The sequence below is a fragment of the Lysinibacillus phoenicis genome (assembly GCF_047238325.1).
Lineage (GTDB): Bacteria > Bacillota > Bacilli > Bacillales_A > Planococcaceae > Lysinibacillus > Lysinibacillus irui.
In genome coordinates this window covers 1857841-1884124 of record NZ_JBDFMP010000002.1, presented here as the reverse complement: position 1 = coordinate 1884124, position 26284 = coordinate 1857841, and the positions used below count along the sequence as shown (strand labels likewise).

Annotated in this window: 24 protein-coding genes and 1 other annotated feature; of the genes, 23 read left to right on the top strand and 1 reads right to left on the bottom strand. The window is 38.6% G+C overall.

Annotation, left to right across the window (positions count from 1 at the left end):
- The first annotated feature begins 3 nt into the window (after positions 1–3).
- The 13 genes from ABC382_RS11055 to ileS all read left to right on the top strand — a co-directional run bounded on the left by ABC382_RS11055 (position 4) and on the right by ileS (position 12406).
- Positions 4–375, top strand: a complete 372-nt coding sequence (locus tag ABC382_RS11055) for a small basic family protein (protein ID WP_274795869.1) — start codon at positions 4–6, stop codon at positions 373–375.
- Between the two features lie 95 nt (positions 376–470).
- The gene (ftsA, locus tag ABC382_RS11050; RefSeq protein WP_274795870.1) at positions 471–1754 is read left to right on the top strand and encodes a cell division protein FtsA; all 1284 of its coding nucleotides are present in this window, start codon (positions 471–473) and stop codon (positions 1752–1754) included.
- Positions 1755–1808: 54 nt separating this feature from the next.
- Positions 1809–2966: a cell division protein FtsZ gene (gene ftsZ, locus ABC382_RS11045; protein ID WP_274795871.1), complete on the top strand. Its 1158-nt coding sequence runs from the start codon at positions 1809–1811 to the stop codon at positions 2964–2966.
- Positions 2967–3275: 309 nt separating this feature from the next.
- A complete protein-coding gene (locus ABC382_RS11040; protein ID WP_274795872.1) occupies positions 3276–4109 on the top strand; it encodes a sigma-E processing peptidase SpoIIGA in 834 nt (277 codons plus the stop codon).
- 13 nt (positions 4110–4122) lie between these two features.
- Positions 4123–4830, top strand: a complete 708-nt coding sequence (sigE, locus tag ABC382_RS11035; RefSeq protein ID WP_009373518.1) for an RNA polymerase sporulation sigma factor SigE — start codon at positions 4123–4125, stop codon at positions 4828–4830.
- Between the two features lie 114 nt (positions 4831–4944).
- Positions 4945–5718 carry an RNA polymerase sporulation sigma factor SigG gene (gene sigG, locus ABC382_RS11030; RefSeq protein WP_004227313.1) on the top strand — a complete coding sequence of 258 codons (774 nt, stop codon included), beginning with the start codon at positions 4945–4947 and terminating at the stop codon, positions 5716–5718.
- Positions 5719–5816: 98 nt separating this feature from the next.
- A complete protein-coding gene (locus ABC382_RS11025) occupies positions 5817–6092 on the top strand; it encodes a PRC-barrel domain-containing protein (protein ID WP_312506803.1) in 276 nt (91 codons plus the stop codon).
- 117 nt (positions 6093–6209) lie between these two features.
- On the top strand, positions 6210–6914 hold the full coding sequence (locus tag ABC382_RS11020) for a YggS family pyridoxal phosphate-dependent enzyme (protein ID WP_322611387.1): 705 nt from the start codon (positions 6210–6212) through the stop codon (positions 6912–6914).
- Positions 6898–7398: a cell division protein SepF gene (locus ABC382_RS11015; RefSeq protein ID WP_274795875.1), complete on the top strand. Its 501-nt coding sequence runs from the start codon at positions 6898–6900 to the stop codon at positions 7396–7398. Before ABC382_RS11020 ends, ABC382_RS11015 begins: the two co-directional genes overlap by 17 nt.
- A gap of 20 nt (positions 7399–7418) precedes the next feature.
- A complete protein-coding gene (locus ABC382_RS11010; protein ID WP_274795876.1) occupies positions 7419–7700 on the top strand; it encodes a YggT family protein in 282 nt (93 codons plus the stop codon).
- Positions 7701–7808: 108 nt separating this feature from the next.
- Positions 7809–8597, top strand: a complete 789-nt coding sequence (locus ABC382_RS11005; protein WP_274795877.1) for a YlmH family RNA-binding protein — start codon at positions 7809–7811, stop codon at positions 8595–8597.
- A 95-nt stretch (positions 8598–8692) separates the two neighbouring features.
- Positions 8693–9217, top strand: coding sequence for a DivIVA domain-containing protein (locus ABC382_RS11000; RefSeq protein WP_322604663.1), 525 nt, complete (start codon positions 8693–8695; stop codon positions 9215–9217).
- Between the two features lie 81 nt (positions 9218–9298).
- Positions 9299–9523, top strand: a binding site (T-box leader).
- Between the two features lie 114 nt (positions 9524–9637).
- Positions 9638–12406, top strand: coding sequence for an isoleucine--tRNA ligase (gene ileS / locus ABC382_RS10995; protein WP_312506800.1), 2769 nt, complete (start codon positions 9638–9640; stop codon positions 12404–12406).
- Positions 12407–12514: 108 nt separating this feature from the next.
- Here ileS and ABC382_RS10990 read toward each other — a convergent pair whose 3' ends face one another.
- Entirely contained in the window at positions 12515–13711 is a 1197-nt protein-coding gene (locus ABC382_RS10990; protein WP_322611388.1) for an AraC family transcriptional regulator, read from the bottom strand.
- 204 nt (positions 13712–13915) lie between these two features.
- On the opposite strand from ABC382_RS10990, the gene ABC382_RS10985 reads away from it, so the two are divergent.
- The 10 genes from ABC382_RS10985 to carB all read left to right on the top strand — a co-directional run bounded on the left by ABC382_RS10985 (position 13916) and on the right by carB (position 26283).
- Positions 13916–14251 (top strand): DUF485 domain-containing protein, encoded by a 336-nt coding sequence (locus ABC382_RS10985; protein ID WP_274795881.1) that lies wholly within the window; start codon positions 13916–13918, stop codon positions 14249–14251.
- Between the two features lie 24 nt (positions 14252–14275).
- The gene (locus tag ABC382_RS10980; protein ID WP_322611389.1) at positions 14276–15844 is read left to right on the top strand and encodes a sodium/solute symporter; all 1569 of its coding nucleotides are present in this window, start codon (positions 14276–14278) and stop codon (positions 15842–15844) included.
- Positions 15845–16010: 166 nt separating this feature from the next.
- On the top strand, positions 16011–16490 hold the full coding sequence (lspA, locus tag ABC382_RS10975) for a signal peptidase II (protein ID WP_274795883.1): 480 nt from the start codon (positions 16011–16013) through the stop codon (positions 16488–16490).
- Positions 16487–17398, top strand: coding sequence for an RluA family pseudouridine synthase (locus tag ABC382_RS10970; RefSeq protein WP_312506798.1), 912 nt, complete (start codon positions 16487–16489; stop codon positions 17396–17398). The genes lspA and ABC382_RS10970 overlap by 4 nt, the downstream gene beginning before the upstream one ends.
- 207 nt (positions 17399–17605) lie before the next feature.
- Complete coding sequence (pyrR, locus tag ABC382_RS10965) at positions 17606–18190, top strand: bifunctional pyr operon transcriptional regulator/uracil phosphoribosyltransferase PyrR (protein WP_274795885.1); 585 nt, start codon at positions 17606–17608, stop codon at positions 18188–18190.
- A gap of 14 nt (positions 18191–18204) precedes the next feature.
- Positions 18205–19515, top strand: a complete 1311-nt coding sequence (locus ABC382_RS10960; protein ID WP_274795886.1) for a uracil-xanthine permease family protein — start codon at positions 18205–18207, stop codon at positions 19513–19515.
- Positions 19516–19835: 320 nt separating this feature from the next.
- A complete protein-coding gene (locus tag ABC382_RS10955; protein WP_322611390.1) occupies positions 19836–20714 on the top strand; it encodes an aspartate carbamoyltransferase catalytic subunit in 879 nt (292 codons plus the stop codon).
- A 1-nt stretch (position 20715) separates the two neighbouring features.
- A complete protein-coding gene (locus ABC382_RS10950) occupies positions 20716–21993 on the top strand; it encodes a dihydroorotase (protein ID WP_274795887.1) in 1278 nt (425 codons plus the stop codon).
- Positions 21993–23093 carry a glutamine-hydrolyzing carbamoyl-phosphate synthase small subunit gene (carA, locus tag ABC382_RS10945; protein WP_322604658.1) on the top strand — a complete coding sequence of 367 codons (1101 nt, stop codon included), beginning with the start codon at positions 21993–21995 and terminating at the stop codon, positions 23091–23093. Before ABC382_RS10950 ends, carA begins: the two co-directional genes overlap by 1 nt.
- Positions 23086–26283 carry a carbamoyl-phosphate synthase large subunit gene (gene carB, locus ABC382_RS10940; RefSeq protein ID WP_322611391.1) on the top strand — a complete coding sequence of 1066 codons (3198 nt, stop codon included), beginning with the start codon at positions 23086–23088 and terminating at the stop codon, positions 26281–26283. Before carA ends, carB begins: the two co-directional genes overlap by 8 nt.
- Position 26284 lies beyond the last annotated feature (1 nt).

The following is a 26284-nucleotide window of genomic DNA, read 5'->3' as shown; positions in this document are numbered from 1 at the left end:
TATATGTGGCTACCGTTTTTAGGTTTGATATTTGGACTTGCCCTTGGCTTGTTAACAAATATACAAATCCCCTCTATGTATGAAAATTATCTGTCAATAGCTGTTTTAGCAGCTTTAGATACATTATTTGGTGGTATCCGTGCTCAATTACAGCAAGTTTACGACGATAAAGTCTTTGTATCAGGATTCTTTTTTAATATAGTTCTAGCAGCAGGTTTAGCCTTCATAGGTGTGAATTTGGGGATAGATTTGTATTTAGCAGCCATTTTCGCTTTTGGAGTACGATTATTCCAAAATATTGCAATAATTAGGCGTATTCTACTAACTCGTATAGATGAGAAACGTCACAAACGAAAAAAAACTTCCATAGAATGAGAGAAAAATTGATCAAAATACTCGATTTGCTTAGACATTATGGGAAATTTACAATAGAATGAAAATAAGAGCATTTTTCAAGGAGGTGCAGCGAATTGAATCAGCAAGATTTATACATTTCACTTGATATTGGGTCCTCCTCTATCAAGGTATTAATAGGTGAAATGAGTGACGGACAATTACATGTAATTGGCGTCGGAAATGTAAAATCGAATGGAGTTCGAAAAGGTGCAATTGTTGACATTGACGCAACAGTACAATCTATTCGAAAAGCAGTAGAACAAGCCGAACGAATGACAGGTTATCAAATTCATGAAGTCGTTTTAGGCGTTCCAGCTAACCAGACGATGTTACAGCTAGTTAAAGGTGTTGTCGCTGTAAATAGTGAAAACAGAGAAATTACAGATGATGATTTAGACAGAGTGGTAGAATCTGCACAAGTCATGTCAATACCTCCTGAACGTGAATTAGTTAACATCATTCCAAGACAGTTTATTGTGGACAACCTTGATGAAATTAAAGATCCTCGTGGTATGATTGGCATCCGTCTAGAAATGGATGCAACAATGATAACGACATCCAAAACGCTTCTACACAATGTTCTTCGCTGTGTTGAGCGCGCTGGGTTAAGTATACGAGAAATATATTTACAACCATTAGCATCAGGCTATTTTGCATTAACTGAAGATGAAAAAAACCAAGGAACTGCCTTTATAGACTTAGGAGGCGGATCTACAACAATTGCAGTATTTGAAGAAGGTTTGTTAACCCATACAGGTGTCCTACCTGTCGGTGGTGATCATATAACGAAAGATATTTCAATCGTTTTAAAAACACCAACAGAACAAGCCGAACAAATCAAACACCAGTATGGACATGCCTTTTATGATGATGCATCTGATGACGAACTCTTTGAAGTGCCTATTGTTGGCACAGATTCTACAGATCAGTACAGTCAGCGCTATATATCGGAAATTATTGGCGCTCGTTTAGAAGAATTATTGGAGTTAGTTATTGATGAATTAGCGCGTTTAGGTGTACGAGATTTACCGGGTGGCGTTGTTATAACAGGTGGTGTTGCAAAGCTTGAGGGGATAGCCCAATTGGCACGTCAAATTCTACAAACGCGTGTAAGAATCTATACACCCGATTATATTGGCGTTAGAGAGCCTTCATTTGCGACGGCAGTTGGACTTATACGTTACGCCTATTTAGAAGATGATTTTTACGGTAAAAGTTCGAATACGCAACCTATTGAATATGCAGTTGTAGGGGCTCAGCCAACTATAAGTAAAAAGCAAGAGTATTCTGCACCTTCAGAACCAAAAGAAAGCGTAATCGGAAGAGCAAAAAAATTATTTGATAAGTTTTTTGATTAACTAGAATGCGTAATGAATGATACAGAGTCGAGTTACCGTGGGAGGAAAAAAGAGATGTTAGAATTTGATACAAGTGTTGATGAACTTGCAGTAATAAAGGTCATAGGTGTTGGTGGTGGCGGTAACAACGCTGTCAATCGAATGATAGAACATGGTGTGCAAGGTGTTGACTTTATCGCTGTTAACACGGATGCTCAAGCATTAAATTTATCTAAAGCGGAAGTAAAGCTACAAATTGGTGCTAAGTTAACACGTGGATTAGGCGCAGGTGCAAATCCAGAGGTAGGAAAAAAAGCTGCTGAAGAGAGTAGAGAACAACTAGAAGAGGTTCTACGTGGTGCAGATATGGTATTCGTCACTGCTGGTATGGGTGGTGGAACGGGTACTGGTGCAGCACCAGTCATTGCACAGATCGCACGTGAATTGGGAGCTCTTACAGTCGGGGTTGTAACACGTCCATTTACGTTTGAGGGTCGTAAACGCCAAACACAGGCAATCGGTGGTATTGGTGGTATGAAAGAATCTGTGGATACACTGATTGTCATCCCGAACGATAAGCTATTACAAATTGTCGATAAATCAACGCCGATGTTAGAAGCCTTCAGAGAAGCTGATAATGTTCTACGTCAAGGTGTACAAGGTATTTCAGATTTGATTGCCACACCTGGTCTTATTAACTTAGACTTTGCAGACGTGAAAACAATTATGTCTAACAAAGGTTCAGCATTGATGGGGATTGGTATTGCTACAGGCGAAAACAGAGCTTCTGAAGCAGCAAAGAAAGCTATTTCAAGTCCATTGCTTGAATCATCAATCGATGGTGCTAAAGGCGTCCTAATGAACATCACTGGTGGTTCAAATCTTAGCTTATTTGAAGTGCAAGAGGCAGCAGATATCGTTGCCTCTGCGTCAGATGAAGAAGTAAACATGATTTTCGGTTCAGTTATTAATGAAAACCTTAAAGATGAAATTATTGTTACAGTCATTGCTACTGGCTTCTCAGAGGAAGCTTTACAGCAACAACGTAATACAACGAAGCCGTCACTTAACATAAACAGACAATCTGCTCCACAGCAACAAGCACCAATTCGTGAACAACGACAAGAAATGCATGTTCAACAAGAGCAGCCACGTCAAAATCAGCAGCATTATGCACAGGATGACATGCTCGAAGTCCCAGCATTTTTACGTAACCGCAAAAATCGAGGCTAAAACTATGACGTCTCGGCATCATTGGTTCCAGACTTTCGAGTTGGAGAATAGAACTTTTCTTTGTCCTTTGAAAAAGTCTACCTGATGCTTCTCTTTCGGTACAATTGCTGAAAATAAGATAAAACAAATAACTTCTAAAAAGCTCGTATTTTACATATGTAGAATACGAGCTTTTTATTTTGGCTGGCATGATGTTCAAATGTGTAAGGAAACCATGTTTTTTGTCAAAACATTTTTAGGAAATGATGCGATTGTTTGACAATATTTGTGGGAGTAACATGCTAACTTTGTATATAGGAGGCGGCTGTTATGTATGGAGAATGGCTGGTGCTCATTAATACGCTTTTTAATCTAGCGATACTCACGTTTACAGCAAGAGTCACAGGAGTCTTAGTGAAAAATTCAAGATTATTAATGAGTTCAATTTGTAGTAGTTTTGTAGCTGTCATTGGCGGTCAAATGCTGTGGACGACGATTCTTAGTTTTATATTGTTAATTGGTATAGCATTTCGCTTCAAGATTCGTAGCTTTCAAAAGCAAGGACCTATTGTGTTAACAGCAACAATCGTGATTGGTGGATTGTTAACAGCACTACAACCTTTTTTGAAAAATCTTTCTGTTACTCATTTTATTATGATTTGCTTTTTATTGGCAGTTTTAAATCTTATTGCATTTTATAAGCAATGGGGATTTGTCAAGTTAGAGCGCTTAAGTGGTCAGTTTGTATTTGATACAACTTTAAAAATTTTTGGAGCAACAATCCCGCTTTCCGCTTTTGTTGATACAGGCAATCAAGCGATTGAGCCATTATCAGGAAAGCCAGTTCATTTTGTCTCTTATACAGCATTGCGACCACACTTACCTTCAGCGTTTCGAAAATCATTAATAGAATGGCAAGAAACAGACCCATACGATGTATCTATGTTTTCTGAAGATTATCAGCGTTATATACGATTTATTCATGTCAATACGGTACAACAGCAATCAGTTGTCCTTGGTTTTCGCTTTGATGAATGGCATATAAAGGGGGAGCCTTCCCAAGTGAAAACGAATGAATACATCGTTTTAACAAAAAAAGCAAAAAATTTTCCACATAGCACAGCAGCAATTTTACATTTTTCAGCGCTTTCAAATAACTCATAGAGGGGGAGAACTATTGCTTCTTAGGCTACTTGCTAGCTTGAAAAAATTATGGAGTAAGTTTCGGAGTCGTGAAACGTACTATATAGGGGGAAATGATTCATTGCCAGTGCCATTAAGTCGAGAAGAAGAAGTTACAGTCATTGCATCCTTTATGAACGGTGATTTACGAGCTAGAGACACACTAATTGAACGTAATTTACGTCTTGTTGTTTATATAGCTAGACGTTTTGATAATACGGGAACGCCAATTGAAGATTTAATTAGCATTGGTTCCATTGGTTTAATAAAGGCGATCGAGACGTTCAATACAGATAAGAATATCAAACTTGCAACATACGCATCACGCTGCATTGAAAATGAAATTTTAATGCACTTACGAAAAACGAGTCGTATGAAGGGTGAAGTTTCACTAGATGAACCACTAAACTCTGATGCTGATGGAAATGAATTATTACTGTCCGATATTTTAGGAACAGAAGAGCATATTATTCTTGATAATGTAGAGAAGAAAATAGAACGACAGCATATGTTCCATGCCATTAATTTATTGGGTGCGCGAGAGCGTTATATTATGGAGTGTCGTTTTGGTCTCAATGGAAAAGTTGAAATGACACAAAAAGAAGTTGCCGATCATTTAGGCATATCGCAATCATATATTTCCCGTTTAGAAAAGAAAATTATTCAAGATTTACGTGAAAATTTAAATCAACCAATTTCGTAGAGAGGGAAATTTAACCTACCTAAAATTGGTCGCAGCTTTTGTGCATATTCTTGTTTCTCTCGGACAAACTGATGTCACGGTTTAGTCAGAGAATAACATCCGGAGGAATCGAATATGCGAACAAAAGTAGATCTTTGCGGCTTAGATACATCGACTTTGCCAATTTTAAAGCACGAGGAAATGAAGGAACTCTTCATCCGCTTACAAGCTGGAGAAACTGAGATTAGGGAAGAGCTTGTAATGTGCAATTTAAGGTTAGTGCTAAGTATTGTCGGTAGATTTGCCTATCGGGGTGAACAGGCAGATGATTTATTTCAAGTAGGCTGTATTGGCCTCATGAAAGCCATTGATCATTTTGATTTAAAGCATAATGTACGATTTTCGACATATGCTGTACCGATGATCATTGGAGAAATTCGTCGCCATCTGCGTGATCATCATGCATTACGTGTATCTCGCTCTCTAAGAGATATAGCTTATAAGGCAATGCAGGCAAAAGAGCAGTGGATAACCGATAATTTGCGAGAACCAACGATTGAAGAAATTGCTGAGATGATTGACATGAAAAAAGAAGATGTGTTATTTGCTTTAGATGCTATTCAAGATCCTGTTTCCTTGCAAGAGCCTATTTACTCAGACGGTGGAGACGCTGTTTATATGATGGATCAATTACGTGATGATGATGTATCAGAGGATCAATGGGTTGCCTACGTGTCGGTAAAGGAAAGCTTGCAAAAGCTAGATGAACGTCAGCAAATGATCGTTGCAAAACGTTTTTATTATGGGGAGACTCAAACAGAAATTGCTAAGGAACTAGGGATTTCTCAAGCACAAATTTCGCGTCTTGAAAAAAATGCGATTGAAACAATGCAAAAGGATTACAAATAAAAAAATGCGCATCGAATTATTCGGTGCGCATTTTATCTTCATTCAATGAACAAATGATACATAAAATAAGTGACAGCAAAGTTTGATGAAGGACATGAATGGAACGTACAAAAGTAATTGATAGAGGAGGTATGTCATTGCGTTTTTCGATGTTACAGCAAAAAGAAGTCATTGAAGCAGGAAATGGACGATTTATAGGCTTTGTAATAGATGCCGAAGTATCAAAAGAAACGGGCTATGTGACAGCATTTTTAATTGCAGAGCCTCGTAAATATCTTGGTTTTTTTAAAGGGGAAGAGTCTGTTAGAAAAGTGTATATGAAAGATGTGCTTGTTGTTGGCAAGGACGTTATTTTAGTAAAAGCACTTTCCTAAGACATCTGTTTATAAAATTGAGATCATGTACGCTGACATAGGTCAGGCTATTCATTGATAAATCAAGCATTGCTTGTTACAATAAAAGAAACTATTGTTGTAAAGTTGGGAAAAACAGTGACAAAAATCTTAACAAATTTAAACAAACTACAGGATTTAATAGCAGCAGCAGAAAAAAAAGGCAATCGTCAGAGCAATCATGTTCAAATAATTGCGGTGACAAAAGAAGTTTCTGTTGAAAGAACGCAAGAAGCAATTGATGCCGGTCTCACTCATTTAGGAGAAAATAGACCCGAAGGCTTACACCGTAAAATTACCGAGATTCAAGCTGATGTGTGCTGGCATTATATCGGGTCACTTCAAACACGTAAAGTAAAACAAGTGATTAACAGCATTGATTTTTTACATTCATTAGATCGATTGAGCTTGGCGGAAGAAATTGAAAAAAGAGCAGAAAAACCTGTTAAATGCTTTGTACAAGTAAATGTTTCAGGAGAAGAATCTAAACATGGTTTAACCATCGAAGAAGTTTTACCTTTTGTAGAATCATTGAAAGAATTTACAAAGATTCAAGTTGTAGGTTTAATGACAATGGCACCAAATACGGAAGACGAAGAGCTAATTCGCTCCGTTTTCAAGCAATTAAAACAATGTCAACAGCAAATAGCCGAGCAAGGATTCGCACACGCACCTTGTACCGAGTTATCAATGGGCATGTCTAATGACTTTGAAATTGCGGTAGAGGAAGGGGCTACTTTTGTTCGAGTCGGAACGGCTCTTGTTGGAAATGAAAGAGGGGAACAGGATGAGCATGAAAAATAAAATTAAAAACTTCTTTTACCTTGAAGAAGAATTAGAAGAAGAAATCACGCAAGCTCCTATTCAGCAGCAACAACCCATACAACAACAGCAACCGATTCATTCAATAAAGCCTAAAAAAACAATTAAAGAACGGAAGGCATCTATTCATGAAATTGTGCCACAAAGTTCAGCAGCAACTCCTAACAACATTGTCAGTTTACAAGCAGCTATGAGCTCTAAGGGCGCAAAAGTAGTGTTAATAGAGCCTAGAGTTTATGCAGAAGCACAAGATATTGCAGAACATTTAAAAAATAAACGTGCAACAATCGTCAATTTACAACGTATTGAGCGGGAGCAAGGAAAACGCATTATTGATTTTTTAAGTGGAACAGTCTACGCCCTTGCTGGAGATATCCAGCGTATTGGTAAAGATATTTTCCTATGCACGCCAGATAATGTAGAAGTGACTGGTGAAATTACAAACTTTATTTTAGACGATAATTAATAGCGAGGATTGTAGTTTATATGACTTTTTTTATAATACTTGGTTATGTATCGTTAGCATTTAGGATTTATTCATTTATGCTAATTGCCTATATTTTAATGTCTTGGGTGCCTGCCGCTCAAAATTCAGCCATTGGTCGCATGCTTGAAAGAGTGTGTGAACCATATTTAGGGATATTCAGAAAGTTTATTCCGCCACTTGGAATGATAGATATTTCACCAATTGTGGCTATCTTTATGCTGAATTTTATTGAAAGAGGGCTTGTTATAGTCATTCAGAAAATATTTCTTATGTTCGTTTAGAAGTAAATCCTCACGTTTAGGTGGGGATTTTTTATTTATGGGGAATACTAGTTTTACTACGTTCATCCAACAAAGCAAATAGGAACTAGTGAAAGAGGAGACAACAAGATGGAACACTTAATCCAGCATTTTCGAAAAGATGAGCAGCCTTTTATTGAACAAGTGCTAAGCTGGCAGCGTGAGGTAGAGGATCGCTATGCACCCAAGTTGACCGATTTTCTTGACCCAAGGCAACGTTTTATTGTGTCATCGGTTATTGGACAGGACGACACTCTTAAGACAGCTTGTTCAGGGCTATTTGACGGAGCAGAGAGGCAGCGTATGCTCATTTTCCCTGCGTACTATGAAGCTACAGATGAAGACTTTCAACTGACAGCCTTTACTATCCAGTATCCGACTAAATTTATTCAACTGCGTCATCCAGATGTTTTAGGGGCATTGTTATCATTAGGCTTAAACCGTAGTAAATTCGGTGATATTCGTGTCAATGAGCAGCAGGTGCAATTCGTTGTCGCACAGGAGGTAGCGGATTATGTCCGTTTACATTTAACGGGTATTGGTAAAGTAAAGGTACATGTAGAATCCCTAAAGGAAGACGCCCCACTGCTTATCAATGAGGAAGAGTGGTTTGAGGAAGCACATACAGTTTCTTCGATGCGTTTAGATGTGATCATTGCGACGATTTTAAATGTGTCACGCCAAAAGGCACAAGCATTAATTACTGGAAAAAAAGTGCGTGTCAATTGGACGGAGCGGGATACTGTCGCTTTTGAATTACAAGAGGGTGATATTTTATCGATACGTGGAAGCGGTCGTGTCAAAATTATTATGACAGAAGGCCGTACAAAAAAGGATAAAATCCGTCTACAAATCGGTCGATTGGCCCAAAAAAGCTGAAAGTGAAGTAAATTTCATTAATTTTTACTGCTAAGTTGTCGGAACAATTGTATAATAGAAACTACGAATGTACTTGTAAAGGAGAGAAGGATTGTATGCCATTATCACCTATTGATATACATAATAAGGAGTTTACAAAAGCCTTCAGAGGTTATGCTGAAGATGAAGTAAATGAATTTTTAGATCAGATTATTAAAGACTACGAAATTTTGCTTAGGGAAAAAAAGGAAGTCGATAAGCAATTAGAAATGGCATTAGAACAAGCGAGGCATTTTAACTCCTTAGAAGAAACTTTGCAGAAATCTATTGTAGTAGCGCAAGAAGCTGCAGATGAAGTGCGAAGAAATTCACAAAAAGAGGCTAAACTCATTTTGAAAGAAGCAGAGAAAAATGCTGATCGAATTGTCAATGAAGCTTTAACGAAGGCTCGTAAGGTAACGATTGAAATTGATGAGCTAAAAAAACAATCTAAGGTTTTCCGTAATCGTTTTAAGATGCTTGTAGAGGCACAGCTTGACTTACTGAATGCAGATGACTGGGATCATTTGCTACAATACGATATTGATTTAACTGAAATTCAGGCGTCTGTTGAGGAAGCACAGGAGTCCGAAGATATGTAACTTTTCTTTTACAATTGAAACTTGACGCGATTGTATGAATTTCATATACTTTGTAATAGTAATTATTTTGAACAGATACGCATAGAGGCAGAGACGAAGACAGTATTTGTTAGGCGTAGTGAAGCGATTTGGGGACAGTGCGAGCCCAAACATGCAACTAACATTGAACATCACTTCTGAGCTAAATAGCTGAAAAAAGTAAGTTATTTCGTGTTGCACGACGTTAACGTGCTTGAAAGAGGTAGTACAATAATTTTTGTGCTACAAGTAGGGTGGTACCGCGAGTAGAAGCTTCTCGTCCCTTAGTGGGATTGAGGGCTTTTTTTATTTGTTTGCGAATCGTTTTAGCTGAATTTGCCAATAACTGTCCTATGTGAAAAATGTCTATTATGCTTGTGGAAAATAAAGGAGGAATTTTAAATGGTTGAATACAAAGATACATTATTAATGCCAAAAACAGATTTTCCAATGCGCGGAAATCTTCCAGCAAATGAGCCAAAAATGCAAGATAAATGGAATGACATGGATATTAACAAATTACAAATGGAACGTACTGAAGGTCGTCCAGAGTTTGTCCTACATGATGGTCCTCCATATGCAAATGGTGATATCCACATCGGCCATGCATTAAATAAAGTATTGAAAGATATGATTACACGTCACCGCTCCATGACTGGCTACCATGTTAATTATATTCCTGGTTGGGATACGCATGGTTTACCAATTGAGCAAGCATTGACAAACAAAGGTGTAAAGCGTAAAGAAATGTCAGTAGCAGCATTCCGCCAACTTTGTGAAGAATATGCGTATGAACAAATTGACAATCAACGTACGCAATTCCGACGTCTAGGCATTCGCGGTGATTGGGAAAATCCATATATTACATTAAAACCTGAATTTGAAGCACGTCAAATTGAAGTGTTTGGTAAAATGGCGGAAAAAGGTTACATCTATAAAGGGTTAAAACCAGTTTATTGGTCTCCATCTTCTGAATCTGCTTTGGCAGAAGCTGAAATTGAATACAAGGATATCAAATCACCATCGATTTATGTAAGCTTTGCTATTAAGGATGCGAAAGGTGTTGTTCCAGCAGATGCTAAATTTATCATTTGGACAACAACTCCTTGGACATTACCAGCAAACTTAGGGATTTCTTTGAACCCTGAATTTATCTATGTAGTAGTTGCTGTGGCAACTAAAAAATTCATTATCGCTAAAGAATTATTAGAGTCAGTAGCAACTGCTCTTGAATGGGAAAACTATGAGGTTGTTCAAGAAGTAAAAGGGGATGCACTAGATCGTATTGTAGCCCAACATCCATTCTATGATCGAGAATCTCTTGTGATGGTTGGAGATCATGTTACTGCAGATGCGGGTACAGGTTGTGTTCATACAGCGCCAGGACACGGGGAAGATGATTATCATATTAGTAAACAATATGGCTTAGGCATTCTTAGTCCTCTTGATAATAGTGGCTGCTATACAGAAGAAGCACCTGGTTTTGAAGGCGTATTTTATAATGATGCCAATAAACTAGTAACAGAAAAACTTAAAGAAGTGGATGCATTAGAAAGTCTTAGTTTCATTACACACTCTTATCCACATGACTGGCGTACAAAAAAACCAGTTATTTATCGTGCCACACCACAATGGTTTGCATCTGTTGAAGCATTCCGTGGTGAGTTACTTGAGGCTGTTAAAGCAACAACATTCACACCAGCTTGGGGAGAAACACGCCTTTATAATATGATTCGTGACCGTGGAGACTGGGTAATTTCACGTCAACGTGCTTGGGGCGTACCAATTCCAATTTTCTACGCTGAAAATGGTGAACCAATTATTACACCTGAAACAATTAGCCATATTTCTGCTTTATTCCGTGAGCATGGATCAAATATTTGGTTCCAAAAAACAGCGAAAGAATTATTGCCAGAAGGCTTTACACATCCAGGTAGTCCGAACGGCGAATTTACAAAAGAAAATGATATTATGGACGTTTGGTTCGATTCAGGTTCATCTCACCAAGGTGTACTTGTTGAACGAGGCATGAAATATCCAGCTGATTTATATTTAGAAGGCTCTGACCAACACCGTGGTTGGTTTAACTCATCACTAATTACATCTGTAGCTATCAATGGTTACGCACCATACAAAGGACTTTTAACGCATGGTTTCGTTCTTGATGGTGAAGGACGTAAAATGAGTAAATCATTAGGAAATGTCATTATTCCACAAAAAGTAATGGATCAATATGGTGCAGATATTCTACGACTTTGGGTTGCTTCTGTGGACTATACAGCTGATGTGCGTATTTCTATGGATATGTTAAAGCAAGTGTCAGAAGTGTACCGTAAAATTCGTAACACGTTCCGTTTCTTACACGGCAATATTGCTGATTTCGATCCAAAGAAAGATCGTGTAGCTTATGCAGAGCTTCGTGAAATGGATCAATACGTGTATATGCGCTTGCAAGATGTTTTAAAAGCTGTGCGTGCAGCCTATGATCGTTATGATTTCGCTGCTGTTTATCATGTAGTCAATAATTTTGTAGCTGTGGAGTTATCTTCATTCTATTTAGATATTGCGAAAGACGTAGTTTATATTGAAGGTCATGACAACAAAGACCGTCGAGCAATGCAAACAGTCATTTACGATACATTAATGACATTAGTTAAAATTATGACACCAATTATTCCTCATACAACAGACGAGATGTGGTCTTACCTCCACGCTCAAGGGGTTGTAGAGGAAGTGTCGGTTCAATTAACAGACTTCCCAGAGGTAGATGTTCAAGCGAACTTTGACACTCTTCGTGAGAAATGGGAAAAAATTATTGATGTGCGTGACGATATTTTAAAAGCATTAGAGGAAGCGCGTAATGCTAAAACAATTGGTAAATCACTTGAAGCAAAAGTGACTGTCTATGCAAAAGAAGATGTTGTCGCATTATTGAATGATGCGAACATTGATTTTGCACAACTTTCTATCGTTTCAGCATTTGAGGTAGCTGCAATTGAAGAAGCGCCTGCAGAAGCTTTAGCACTTGAGCATGTTTCCATTGTTGTTGAGAAGGCTACAGGTGAGAAATGTGAGCGCTGCTGGTCAATTTCAGAAACAGTTGGAACAAATGAGGCACAACCAACAGTTTGCGCTCGCTGTGCAGAAGTTGTAGAAAAATATTACGCTTAAGTTTTCTTTTAATAACAAGAATCTGCATACAATGTAGATATAGGCAAGTCTCCTTTTAAGGGGGCTTGCTTTTTTTCATGAAGATTTAGCAGATTCTTTTAGCTGGAACTATTTAAATAAAATCTCTTTTGTATTGCGGTAGTCTGTTGGTGAGATCCCTACATATTTTTTAAAGGTTAGACTGTAATAATTAGGTGTGTTAAAGCCACAAGTGGAGGCAATTTTTTCTATGGTATAGTCGTATTTACGTAAAAAGGGTAATGTTTTGATGATGCGAGTAAAGGCAACGTAGTCAACGAAATTTCGACCAGTCTCCTTTTTAAATAGTCTGCTAAAATGTGTGGAGCTAAAGTTTATATAGTTTGCCACATCACGAATGGTTAGTTGCTCGTCATAATGCTCTTCAATATAATGGATGGCTTTTTGAAGCTGCTCATGCTTTGTTAAATCCTCGTAATATCTTATATGAATGTTATCGATAGGTGGTTTTCTTCGTGCTTTTCGCGCTTGGCTATAGGACTCTTTCACTTGCATAGCGTCCTGAAATACACTACCAACCCCCATAAACAAATGAATGCAATAGTCCCTTTTCAGTGTTTCAATAACTTCTAAAAGACAGGCTTCTCCCTCTGACCAATGTTTGAATGAGTTGTACTCACGCGGAATTCGCATGAGAAGTAGTAAATAGCGTTCAAAATGTAAAAAGGACAAAGGTGCTTGATTTACGAAATTTTGACGGAAAATATTGGTGATGATACTGCTTGCATCTGCTTTCTTATCATCTCCATCGATATAGCCTTGAATTAAAAACACAATATTAGGTATACAGTTTGATGATAGAAAGGATGAAGATTGGATAATTTCTTGTTCATTGTCGACTTCACCCCGTATCAAACGCTTTAAAAATGCTTCTCGGAACGGTGAGGTATGATGTTGGGACACTTGTTGTGATAGCTCAAGCAGTGTGAGTGAACTAGCCTTTTTTTCCTGATAGGCTGTATACAGCTTCTTTACAATTCGTAAAAATTTTGATTTTTGTAAAGGTTTTATGAGAAGTGCAGGTAAAACTAATTCAATGGCTATACCAGTTGAGTAGGTAAGGTGTTCTGTAACAACCGGGACAATTATACTGTTAGGATAATTTCTTTTTAATCGATTAATCTTTACCCAATCAAATAACCGATTGACTTCATAGACAATAATGGCCTCATCTTCTGGCTTTGATACTTTACTTTCCTCAAAAGCGTTTGGTAAAACCTCTTGTAACCATTCACTCATTTGTTGCTTGTCAAATGAGCTTTCCATATACCATACCACCTTTAAAATGCTACCATCCCCCTGTGAATTGAAAAGATAGAAATATTTTAACTTAAAATAGCAATTTTTTGTACTAATACAGCAATATTTTATATCTATATTGTAGTTGAAATAGAATAAAATAATTGTAGTGGATAATAATTTGAAATTTCAGATAATTATTTGCTGACAAGAAAAAGGGGGAGTTGGCTTATGGCGGAAGTTGGAAGTCATGATTATGACTACGTGGAGGCAGGAACTATTGATGTGAAAGATTTGCCTCCTCTTGATGCTACAACAAACAAAATTATGAAAGATGAATTTACAACAGGTTTAGGTTTATCGGTATTTTACTTTATTTTGATTTTTAGTATCCCTGTTATGAATTGGTTTGCTCCAGAGTTCGCATTTAAGAAAATTTGGGGTGGAATGACAGTTACATGGTTTGTAACAACGATTGTGATGATGGCGATGGCATTTATTATTGCCTATGTGCATACAGCCTTGTACGAAAAGCGCCTAAAAAAATATGATTTAGCAAATAAGTAGTTGGAACAAAGGGGGAAATGTTGAATGATAGAAGCGCTATTAGAACCAAAGATGTTAATGACCATTGCTTTAATGGGAACGATTGTATACATTACGTATTTAACTAAGAGAAATGCAACAGCATCGGATTTCTTTGTAGGAGGACGAAGCTTTGGATGGTTTACAAATGGTTCTGCGATTGGTGGGGATTATTTAAGTGCAGCAACATTCCTTGGGATCGCTGGTTTAACATTTCAACTAGGCTATGATGGGGCTTATTATGCTTTTTGTTTCTCTATTGGGTTAACATTATTAGCTATTTTTGTAGCCGGTCCGTTAAGACGTTTTGGTGCATTTACAGTTGCTGATTTTTTAGGTTATCGTTTTCATAGTAGACGAGCTCGCCTAGTAGCAGTTGCGGTCGTTTTAGCTATCTCGGGCTTTTATGCAGCTCCCCAATTATTAGGTGCGGCTCAAATTTTAAGTATGTTTTTTGGTACTTCCTATGAATTCGGCATTATCTTTACTTGTATTGTGATGGTTTTTTATGTAGGGATTGGAGGAATGAAAGGAACAACCATCAATCAAGCTTTAGAGCTTTGGATTCGTCTTGGAGCCTTTATTGTCATGTTAATAGCCGCGGTTTATAGTGGCTTACATTATGATAAAATTCTCGCAGCTATTAATTCCTTTAGTGGACCTATCACTGGTACTTCACCGTATGCTTTGGATGGTAGTGATGTCAATTTTGATGGGGGTGCTTGGACAGGCACAGGCTTCTATTTCCCAACGTTTTGGCAAACTATTAGTATGACGATTGGTTTAGCGTTAGGAACGATTGGACTGCCTCATATATTATTGCGTTTTTATACAAATCCTAGTGCGAAAGCAGCACGTAAATCTGCACTGATGGCTATCGGTATTGCCAGCGTATTCTTCTTATTAGCTGTTTATCTAGGTGTTGTAGGTCGCACCATTTTCATTTCTGGGACAGCTAGTGAGGAGGTAATGCGTGATTTAGTATTAGGTGGAAATAATATGGTGATTCCTACTACGGCACTTGCATTAGGAGGAAAATGGTTACTTGGTTTAGTTATTGCAGGTGCGTTTGCAGCCATATTCTCCAACCTTTCAGGGCTGTTTATCACGAGCTCAGGTGCGCTAGCTCATGATTTATATGCCAACATTATGAAAAAGGACATTACACAAAAGCAACGTGTTGTTGCTGGAAAAGTAGCTATATTATTATTAGGCATTTTATATGGAGCACTGGGATTACTTGTGAAAGATGCATCTATTGGACATTTAGTTGCACTTGCCTTTACTGTCGCAGCAAGTACATTCACACCCATATTTATTTTAGGTATTTGGTGGAGAGGCATGACCGAGAAGGGAGCTATTGCGGGTTTACTAATTGGTCTTGCCGTATCCATGTGGATGATCTTTTTACCAGGAACATTACCAAGCTTCTTACAGTTTAAAATTCCAGGTATCGTGACAGTGCCTGTTGGTTTCTTATCAGTTATCATTGTGTCATTATTAGATCGTAAAGTTCCTGCTGATGTGAATGATTTCATGAAGCGGGTACATGCAAAAGAATCGGAAACGGTATAACATACAAAATCATAGCTATTTCTATTGCTTGAAAAAGTGATAGGAATAGCTTTTTATATTCTTGAAGCACATTGGGAATCCGCCATATTTTGATGTGATATTAGTTATTGTCATTGGTGCTGTTATGGTAGAATAGGTAAGATGTTGAGTGAACGGAGGAATGTCTGTGTATAAATATTATGGATTGGCCGCCTTTGTCGTTTTATTGGATCAATGGACAAAATGGCTAATTGTAAAAAATATGGAGTATGGTGAACGTATTGCTGTGTTGGACCCATGGTTTGGCATTTTATCTCATCGTAATAAAGGGGCAGCATGGGGGATGTTAGAAGGGCAAATGTGGTTGTTTAGCATTGTCACAGTTGCTGTTATCTGTGCCATTCTCTATTTTTATCATAAAGAAGCAAAAGGTAAGCCTGTTTTTCAAGTAGGCTTAATGCTCTTACTCGGTGGAGCGGTAGGGAATTTTATTGATCGACTATTTAGGGGTGAAGTGGTCGATTTTGTAGATGTTTTAATACCAATTATAAATTATGATTTCCCTATATTTAATGTAGCGGATGCTGCCTTAACCATAGCAGTTGTCGTACTGATGATTGGTTTGATTATGGAAGATAAAAAAGAGAAGAGACAGGTGAAACAATGACGCAAGTAACTTATACAATCGAAGAACAACAGCAGGGAGAGCGTATTGATAAGGCACTTTCAAGCTTACAAACCGAGTGGTCACGTACACAAATCGGTAATTGGATTAGTGAAGGGATCATTCAAGTGAATGGCGAAGCTGTAAAAGCAAAATATAAGGTTAAAGCTGGTGACATCATTGCTATTGATGTTCCGGAAGTTGAAGAATTGGATGTTGTCGCAGAAAACTTAGATTTGGATATTGTTTATGAGGATGCAGATGTCCTTGTAGTAAATAAACCAAAGGGTATGGTGGTACATCCAGCGCCAGGTCATATGACAGGCACTTTAGTGAATGGGTTAATGTATCATTGTAAGGATTTATCGGGTATTAATGGTGTGCTTCGACCTGGTATTGTCCATCGTATTGATAAAGATACATCAGGCTTATTAATGGTTGCTAAAAATGATACGGCACATGAATCATTAGTCAATCAGTTGGTCAATAAAACGGTTACCCGTAAATATATTGCACTTGTACATGGACATATTGCACATGATAAGGGAACAATTGACGCGCCAATTGGTCGTGATCAAAAGGACCGTCAAAAACAGGCAGTAGTCGATAATGGTAAACACGCTGTTACACACTTCCAAGTTGTGGAGCGTTTTGGTGACTATACACTGGTGGAATGTCGTTTAGAAACAGGACGTACACACCAAATCCGTGTGCATATGAATTATATCGGCTTCCCACTTGTTGGAGATCCGAAATATGGACCAAAAAAGACAATCGACTTTGGTGGACAAGTTTTACATGCAGCAACATTAGGATTCGATCATCCTTCATCAGGTGAATATTTGGAGTTTGAAGTACCACTTCCAGCTGATTATGAGCAATTATTAAAGGATTTACGAAATAGGCATTGACGGATACGAAAAGAAAGTCTATACTAACGACAGTGAATGAACAACTTAACTAAATATTCACCTTTAATAGCAGTCCAGAGAGGCTGAGAAGGTACATGTGATCAAATAGTGTTGTAGAAATTTGTGCTGCAAATTTTTCAACGCGCTTTTTCAACACGTATACAACCCTCTCAGGCTATTCGCCTCGAGAGGTTTTTTTATGGACACATGGCAACACTAAATTGGAGAGAGGAGGAAACGAATATGGCACAAAATGAATTATTAGATAGCCCATCAATGGCTCGAGCATTAACACGTATTGCCCATGAAATTATTGAACGTAACAAAGGAATCGACGAATGTATTTTAGTTGGCATTAAAACACGAGGTGCCTTTCTAGCCAGACGTTTGGCACAACGAATTGAAAAAATTGAAGGGAAACCAATTCGTACAGGGGAACTGGATATTACCCTTTACCGAGATGATTTAACAACAAAACATGAAAATGAACAAGCACATGTAGAACAAGTTGATATCGAGTATGTAGTGAAAAATCAAAAAATCATTTTAGTAGATGATGTACTTTATACAGGACGAACTGTACGTGCTGCACTGGATGCCGTTATGGATTTAGGGAGACCTGCTCAAATTCAACTAGCCGTTCTAGTGGATAGAGGACATCGTGAGTTACCAATAAGAGCAGATTATGTAGGAAAAAATGTTCCAACTTCTGGCTCTGAGCGCATCATCGTCAATTTACAAGAAGTAGATGGAGATGATTGCGTCATTATTTACAAAGAAGACGAACAATAAAGTGAGGAAACATTATGTCAAACGCAGTTTTAGATATAAAGGATAAACCGACCCCACTCCAACTAGTGACATTAAGTTTCCAACATATGTTTGCCATGTTTGGATCAACCATCTTAGTGCCACAGCTAGTAGGTCTTAGCCCAGCAATTGCGCTATTAACGAGCGGGATTGCGACATTATTCTTCTTATTAATTACGAAATTTCAGGTACCAGCCTATTTAGGATCGTCCTTCGCCTTTATTGCGCCAATTTTACTTGCAGCAGGTGGTTTAAATGAGGATGGCTCCAGTGTCAATCCAGGACATGCCATGATTGGTGCAATGGCAGTCGGGATTACTTACGGGATTGTGTCCTTGATCATATGGAAAAGTGGCTATAAGTGGATTATGAAAATTTTGCCGCCAATCGTGGTTGGACCTGTGATTATGGTTATTGGTTTAGGTCTATCGGGTACGGCCGTGAATATGGCTATGAACGTTGACGGTGAGTATAGCTTTTTACACTTCTCAGCAGCTTTAGTCACAGTATTTACAGCCATTATTTTTACGATTTTCTTTAAAGGGATTTTAAGTACAATGCCCATTTTAATGGGTTTAATCGTAGGATACATTTATTCTATGATTGTTGACATAGTAGATTATACACCGATTGCCAATGCAAAATTTTTCGCCATGCCTGATTTTTTAATCCCAGGTGTGCATTATGAATTTGAAATTACATCAAAGATTTTACTTATCATGGTACCAATTGTCATTGTAACAATCTCTGAACATATTGGTCACCAACTAGTGTTAGGAAAAGTAGTAGAGCGAGATTATATTAAAGAGCCAGGGTTACACCGTTCTTTATTAGGCGACGGACTTGGAACATTTGTCAGTGCTTTAATCGGCGGTCCTCCAAAAACAACATACGGCGAAAATATTGGTGTACTAGCCATTACTCGTGTGTACAGTATCTATGTTATTGCAGGTGCAGCTGTGGTTGCCATTTTACTATCATTCTTCGGGAAAGCAATGGCAGTAATTGCAACTATACCAACTGCAGTTCTTGGTGGAGTTTCAATTTTACTCTTCGGTATTATCGCAGCAAGTGGCTTACGCATGCTAGTAGATAATCATATTGATTTTGGTAATAGCCGTAACTTAGTAATTGCTTCAGTAATTTTAGTTATAGGTATTGGCGGTGCAAAATTCGTCATTACAGAATCTTTAAGTATAGAGGGTATGGCACTTGCAGCGATTATCGGTGTGCTGCTGAATGCTATTCTACCAGGAAAGAAAGAAGCAGAAATACCCGTACCTTACAATCAAAATAAAAATTCATAGTAGTACCTTTTAATGAATTGTCCAGAGAGGCAAAGAAAGGGAAGTTGTGGACAGGCTGAAGTAGGATAAATCTCCTGCTGTAGTTTGTCACGCCTCCTTATGCCTCGTTGATGACATCAACGGGGCTTTTTTATCTTCATTCATCCCACATTGAAAGCAGCATGAATGAAAATAAAGCCTTAGGCAGTTGTCACGGAGTTTGTAAGGAATGAATTGTGCAACCCTCATTCAAAATCCGGACGCAATGACGCCAAGGCGAAATTGACTTTAGGAACGTCATACATAGACGTTCATGACACACACCTTATGGAGGTCACATGATGAAGAACTTATTATCGATGGAACATTTAACAACAGAAGAGATTAATCAAATCCTAGATCTTGCACAAGCGTTTGAAAATGGTGAAACATCATCGTTATCTCGCCGGTACAACGTTGCCAACTTATTTTTTGAACCTAGTACACGAACAAAAACAAGCTTCGAAATGGCAGAGTACAAAATTGGCTGCAATATCATCCCTTTCGATGCAGGTTTCTCTAGTGTTACCAAAGGGGAAACAATGTACGATACAGTCAAAACATTAGAAATGATAGGTATAGATGCAGTTGTCATTCGAGCGTCAGAGGATGAATATTACAATGACCTACTAGAAGGCCTGCATGTAGCAGTGATTAATGCAGGGGACGGTGCTGGGCAGCATCCCTCACAATCATTATTAGACCTTTATACAATCAAAAAAGAGTTTGGATATTTTGAGGGATTGACTGTCACGATTGTTGGAGATATTTCACATAGCCGGGTAGCGAAATCAAATGCAACAGCATTACAAAACTTAGGGGCAAATGTTCACTTCCTATGTCCAGAAGAATGGTCTGGTGGTTTTGAAGCACACCATTCATGGGATAATTTAATCGAAATAAGCGATGTCATTATGTTATTACGGGTACAACATGAACGTCATAAGGAGAATTGTAGCTTCTCCAAAGAAAGTTACCATCAAAAGTTTGGTTTAACGATCGAGCGTGAAAGACAAATGAAAGATTCAGCAATTATTATGCATCCAGCACCAGTAAATCGGGATGTTGAAATCGCTTCTGAATTAGTAGAGTGTGAACGATCACGAATATTTGAACAAGTTCGAAACGGCGTTTACACACGAATGGCCATTATGGAAACTATTTTAAAGGGGAGAGAATAATATGACAAAGGTACTTCGAAATGTACAAATGTTAAATGAGCAAGGTGAACTGCATACAGTCAATATTGCGATGGCAGATGGGAAAATTACAGCTGTTGGACAAGATGTAACTGTAGCAGGTGCTGAAATCATTGAAGGGCATGGTTTGATTGTGGCACCGGGCTTTATCGATGTCCATACGCATTTGCGTGAACCAGGATTTGAGCATAAAGAAACGATTGCAACAGGTTCAGCTTCTGCAGCAAAGGGTGGCTTTACAACAATTTGTGCGATGCCTAATACAAAACCAGTACCAGATTCGGTTGAAAATATGCAGCTCATTAATGGACTAATTGAAGACAGTGCTGTTATTCGAGTACTCCCTTATGGATCCCTAACAAAGGATATTTCAGGTGAGGTTCGAACAAATATCGAAGAATTAAAAGCTCAGGGAGCTGTAGCGTTCTCTGATGATGGAGTAGGGATTCAACTTGCCTCTACTATGTATGAGCAAATGAAAGATGCAGCAAAGCACGATATGGTTGTTGTGGCACATTGTGAGGATAACTCCTTAATTTATGATGGAGTCATGCATGATGGAAAACGTAACAAAGAACTTGGTTTACCAGGTATTCCATCCATTTGTGAATCTGTACAAATTGCACGCGATGTTCTACTAGCAGAAGCGGCAGGTGCCCGTTACCATGTTTGTCACGTGTCAACGAAGGAATCTGTTCGTGCGGTAAGAGATGCAAAGGCAGCTGGAATTCGTGTAACCGCAGAGGTTTGTCCACATCACTTGTTACTAGAGGAAATGGATATTCCATCCGATGATGCGAACTGGAAAATGAATCCTCCATTACGTGGAGCAGATGATAAGGATTCACTGCATGCAGCACTATTAGATGGCACAATCGATTGCATCGCAACAGATCATGCACCACATACAGTAGAAGAAAAATGCTGCGGTATGGTAGGAGCACCATTCGGCATTGTAGGCTTTGAAACAGCTTTCCCACTTCTTTATACACAATTTGTGGAAACAGGAAAGTGGACGCTAAAACAATTAATTGATTGGATGACAGTGAAAGCAGCTGAAATTTTTGATTTACCATACGGCACATTAGATGTAGGTTCTTCAGCTGATATGATTCTAATTGATATTCATAAAGAACAAACAATTGATGCAGAAGGCTTTGTATCAAAAGGACGCAACACACCATTTAATGGTTGGGTGGCAAAGGGTTGGCCAGTGCTAACTATTTTTGAAGGCAATATCGTATATCAGGAGGCAGAGTAATGAAAAAACGTTTACTAGTTTTAGAAGATGGCACAGTATTTACAGGTACAGCATTTGGTAGTGAGCGCGCTTCACAAGGTGAAGTTGTATTTACAACAGGAATGACAGGTTATCAGGAAACCATTTCAGATCCTTCGTTCTATGGACAAATTGTAACATTGACTTATCCGTTAGTTGGAAATTACGGCATTAACCGTGATGACTTTGAATCGATTACACCAGCAATTCGCGGATTTGTTGTTCGTGAGCTTGCTAAAACACCTTCAAACTTCCGCTGTGATTTAACATTAGATGACTATTTAACATCAAAAGATATCCCAGGAATTGAAGGGATTGATACACGAAAATTAACACGTATTATTCGCAGTAAAGGATCAGTAAAAGCGATATTGACAGCTGCTGATGAAGAAGTGAATGTGGAAGAAATTGTAGCACAATTACAAGCGACGCCAGCCATTACTCACCATGTTCGTGAAGTATCACCAAAAGCTGCCTATCCATCTCCTGGACGTGGTAAACGAGTTGTCTTAATTGATTATGGAATGAAGCATGGTATTTTAAGAGAATTAAATAAACGTGATTGTGATGTGCTAGTAGTTCCTTACAATACGTCAGCCGAGGACATTTTAGCTTGGCATCCTGATGGCATCATGCTATCAAATGGGCCGGGGAATCCGGAAGACGTCCAAGAAGGTATTGAAACGGTACGCAACTTAATCGGAAAAGTGCCAATGTTCGGTATTTGTTTAGGCCATCAAATCTTTTCTTTAGCTAGTGGCGCAAAAGCTTTCAAATTGCCGTTTGGACACCGTGGGGGGAACCATCCAGTAAAAGATTTACGAACAGGCCGTACAGACTTAACATCGCAGAACCATGGATATGCAATCGATATCGAATCATTAAAAGATACTGATTTGGAATTAACACATATCGCATTAAATGATGGTACATGTGAAGGGGTACGACATAAGAAATATCCAATTTTCACAGTGCAATATCACCCAGAAGCATCACCGGGACCAGAGGATTCAAACCACTTATTTGATGAATTCATTGACATGATGGAAGTAGAAGCAGGGAAGGGGAAACAACATGCCTAAACGTACAGATATCGAAACTATTTTAGTAATCGGCTCAGGCCCAATTGTCATCGGCCAAGCAGCAGAATTTGACTATGCAGGAACACAAGCTTGTCTTTCATTAAAAGAAGAAGGCTACCGAGTTATTTTAATCAACTCTAACCCCGCGACAATCATGACTGATACAGAAATTGCGGACAAGGTTTATATCGAGCCAATTTCTCTTGAATTTGTATCTCGTATTTTACGCAAAGAACGCCCAGATGCTATTTTACCAACGCTTGGTGGTCAAACAGGACTGAACATGGCGATTGAACTAGACCAATCAGGCATTTTAGACGAGCTTGGTATTGAAATTCTAGGAACAAAACTAGACGCTATTCATAAGGCAGAAGACCGTGATTTATTCCGTAACTTAATGTATGAATTAGGTGCTCCAGTACCAGAATCTGATATTATCCATTCATTAGATGAAGCGAAAAACTTTGTAGCGAAAATCGGTTACCCTGTAATCGTTCGTCCAGCCTTTACGCTTGGTGGTACAGGGGGCGGTATTTGCTATAATGATCAAGATTTAGAGGAAATCGTGACATCCGGCCTAAAATATTCTCCAGTTACACAATGCTTATTAGAAAAATCAATTGCTGGCTATAAAGAGATTGAATACGAAGTAATGCGTGATGCGGCCGATAATGCCATTGTCGTATGTAATATGGAAAACGTTGACCCAGTTGGTATTCACACAGGTGACTCGATCGTAGTAGCACCAACGCAAACACTATCAGATCGTGAAAATCAAATGCTACGTAATATTTCTCTAAATATTATTCGTGCACTAAAAATCGAAGGTGGCTGTAACGTACAGCTAGCACTTGACCCATATAGCTTTAATTACTATGTAATTGAAGTAAATCCACGTGTATCTCGTTCATCTGCATTAGCATCAAAAGCAACGGGCTATCCAATTGCCAAGCTAGCAGCAAAAATCGCAGTTGGCTTAACATTAGATGAAATTAAAAATCCTGTAACAGGATCAACATATGCTTGCTTTGAGCCTGCACTTGACTATATCGTAGCTAAAATTCCACGCTGGCCGTTTGATAAATTCGAATCGGCGAAACGTAATCTTGGTACGCAAATGAAAGCCACTGGTGAGGTAATGGCACTAGGTCGCACATTTGAGGAAGCGATGCTTAAAGCGGTTCGTTCACTTGAGACTGGTCAAGTACACTTAGAGTTAAAGCATGCCGAGGACAATTCTGATTCATGGATCGAAAAACGAATCCGCAAGGCGGGAGATGAGCGCCTATTCTTCATCGGAGAAGCCTTACGCCGTGGTGTGACAATTCAACAAATTCATGAATGGTCAGCTATTGATTTATTCTTCTTGAATAAATTTAAAAATATCGTGGATATGGAACAAACACTTGCTGACAATAAAAATGACAAAGAGGTATTGCGAACAGCAAAACGTTTAGGCTTTGCAGATAAGAAAATTGCTGAGCTTTGGGAAACGTCACCAGAAGCCATTTATGCTTATCGTAAAGAGCATGGCATTATTCCAGTTTATAAAATGGTTGATACATGTGCGGCAGAATTTGAATCAGAAACACCATATTTCTATGGCACATATGAAGAAGAAAATGAATCGATTAAGTCAGAAGAACCTTCAGTTGTAGTACTAGGTTCAGGCCCAATCCGTATCGGTCAAGGGGTTGAATTCGACTATGCTACTGTGCATTCAGTATGGGCAATCCAAGAAGCTGGCTATGAAGCTATAATTATCAATTCAAACCCAGAAACAGTGTCAACAGACTTCTCAGTGTCAGATAAATTATACTTCGAGCCATTAACAATTGAGGATGTAATGCATATTATCGACTTAGAGCAACCAATTGGTGTCGTTGTTCAATTCGGTGGTCAAACTGCCATTAACCTTGCTGATAAGCTAGCTGCAAATGGCGTGAAAATCCTAGGTACTTCTTTAGAGGATATCGACCGTGCAGAAAACCGTGATAAATTCGAGCAAGCATTACGTGAATTAAACATTCCACAGCCGCAGGGTGAAACAGCTGTTTCTACAGAGGAAGCTCTTGCAATAAGTGAACGTCTAGGCTTCCCTGTCCTTGTTCGTCCTTCTTATGTACTTGGTGGACGCGCTATGGAAATTGTCTACAACAAGGAAGAATTACAACACTATATGGAGAACGCGGTGGAAGCCTCTCCTGATCATCCTGTTTTAGTAGACCGCTATCTAACAGGTCAGGAAATTGAAGTAGATGCTATCTGTGACGGCGAGAACGTTTTAATTCCAGGTATCATGGAGCATATTGAGCGTGCGGGGGTGCACTCTGGTGACTCAATCTCTGTTTATCCACCACAAAAATTAACAGAAGCTCAAAAAGAGACGTTAGTAGACTATACAACTCGCCTTGCAAAAGGTCTAGGCATCATCGGATTAATGAACATCCAATATGTTATTTCACAAGGAGAAGTATTTGTGATCGAGGTAAATCCACGTTCATCACGTACTGTCCCATTCCTAAGTAAAATTACAAATATTCCAATGGCAAATATTGCAACAAAAGCAATTCTAGGCAAATCCATTGTAGAACAAGGCTATCCAACAGGCTTAGCGGCTGAGCAAAAAGGGGTATTTGTAAAAGTGCCAGTATTCTCATTCGCAAAATTACGTCGAGTAGATATTACATTAGGACCTGAAATGAAATCCACTGGGGAAGTAATGGGTAAAGATGCAACATTAGAAAAAGCACTTTATAAAGGTCTAGTTGCAGCTGGTATGGAAATTCGCACAGAAGGTACAGTATTGTTTACTGTGTCAGATAAAGATAAAGAAGAAGCCATCGCATTAGCAAAACGCTTCTCAACTGTAGGCTATCGCATTGTAGCTACTGAAGGTACAGCAAAAGCCTTTGAAGAAGCTGGGGTACGCACTGATGTTGTTGGTAAGATTGGCGCGAAAGGTCAAACATTAATAGATTTAATTCAAAATGGTGAAGCACAGCTAGTTGTCAACACATTAACAAAAGGGAAACAACCGGCTCGTGATGGCTTCCGAATCCGTCGTGAGTCTGTAGAAAATGGTGTACCTTGCCTAACATCTTTAGATACAGCAGAAGCAATGGTCCGTGTTATTGAATCTATGACATTTACAGCAGAACAAATGCCTAAAGCGGAGGTAGTACACTAAT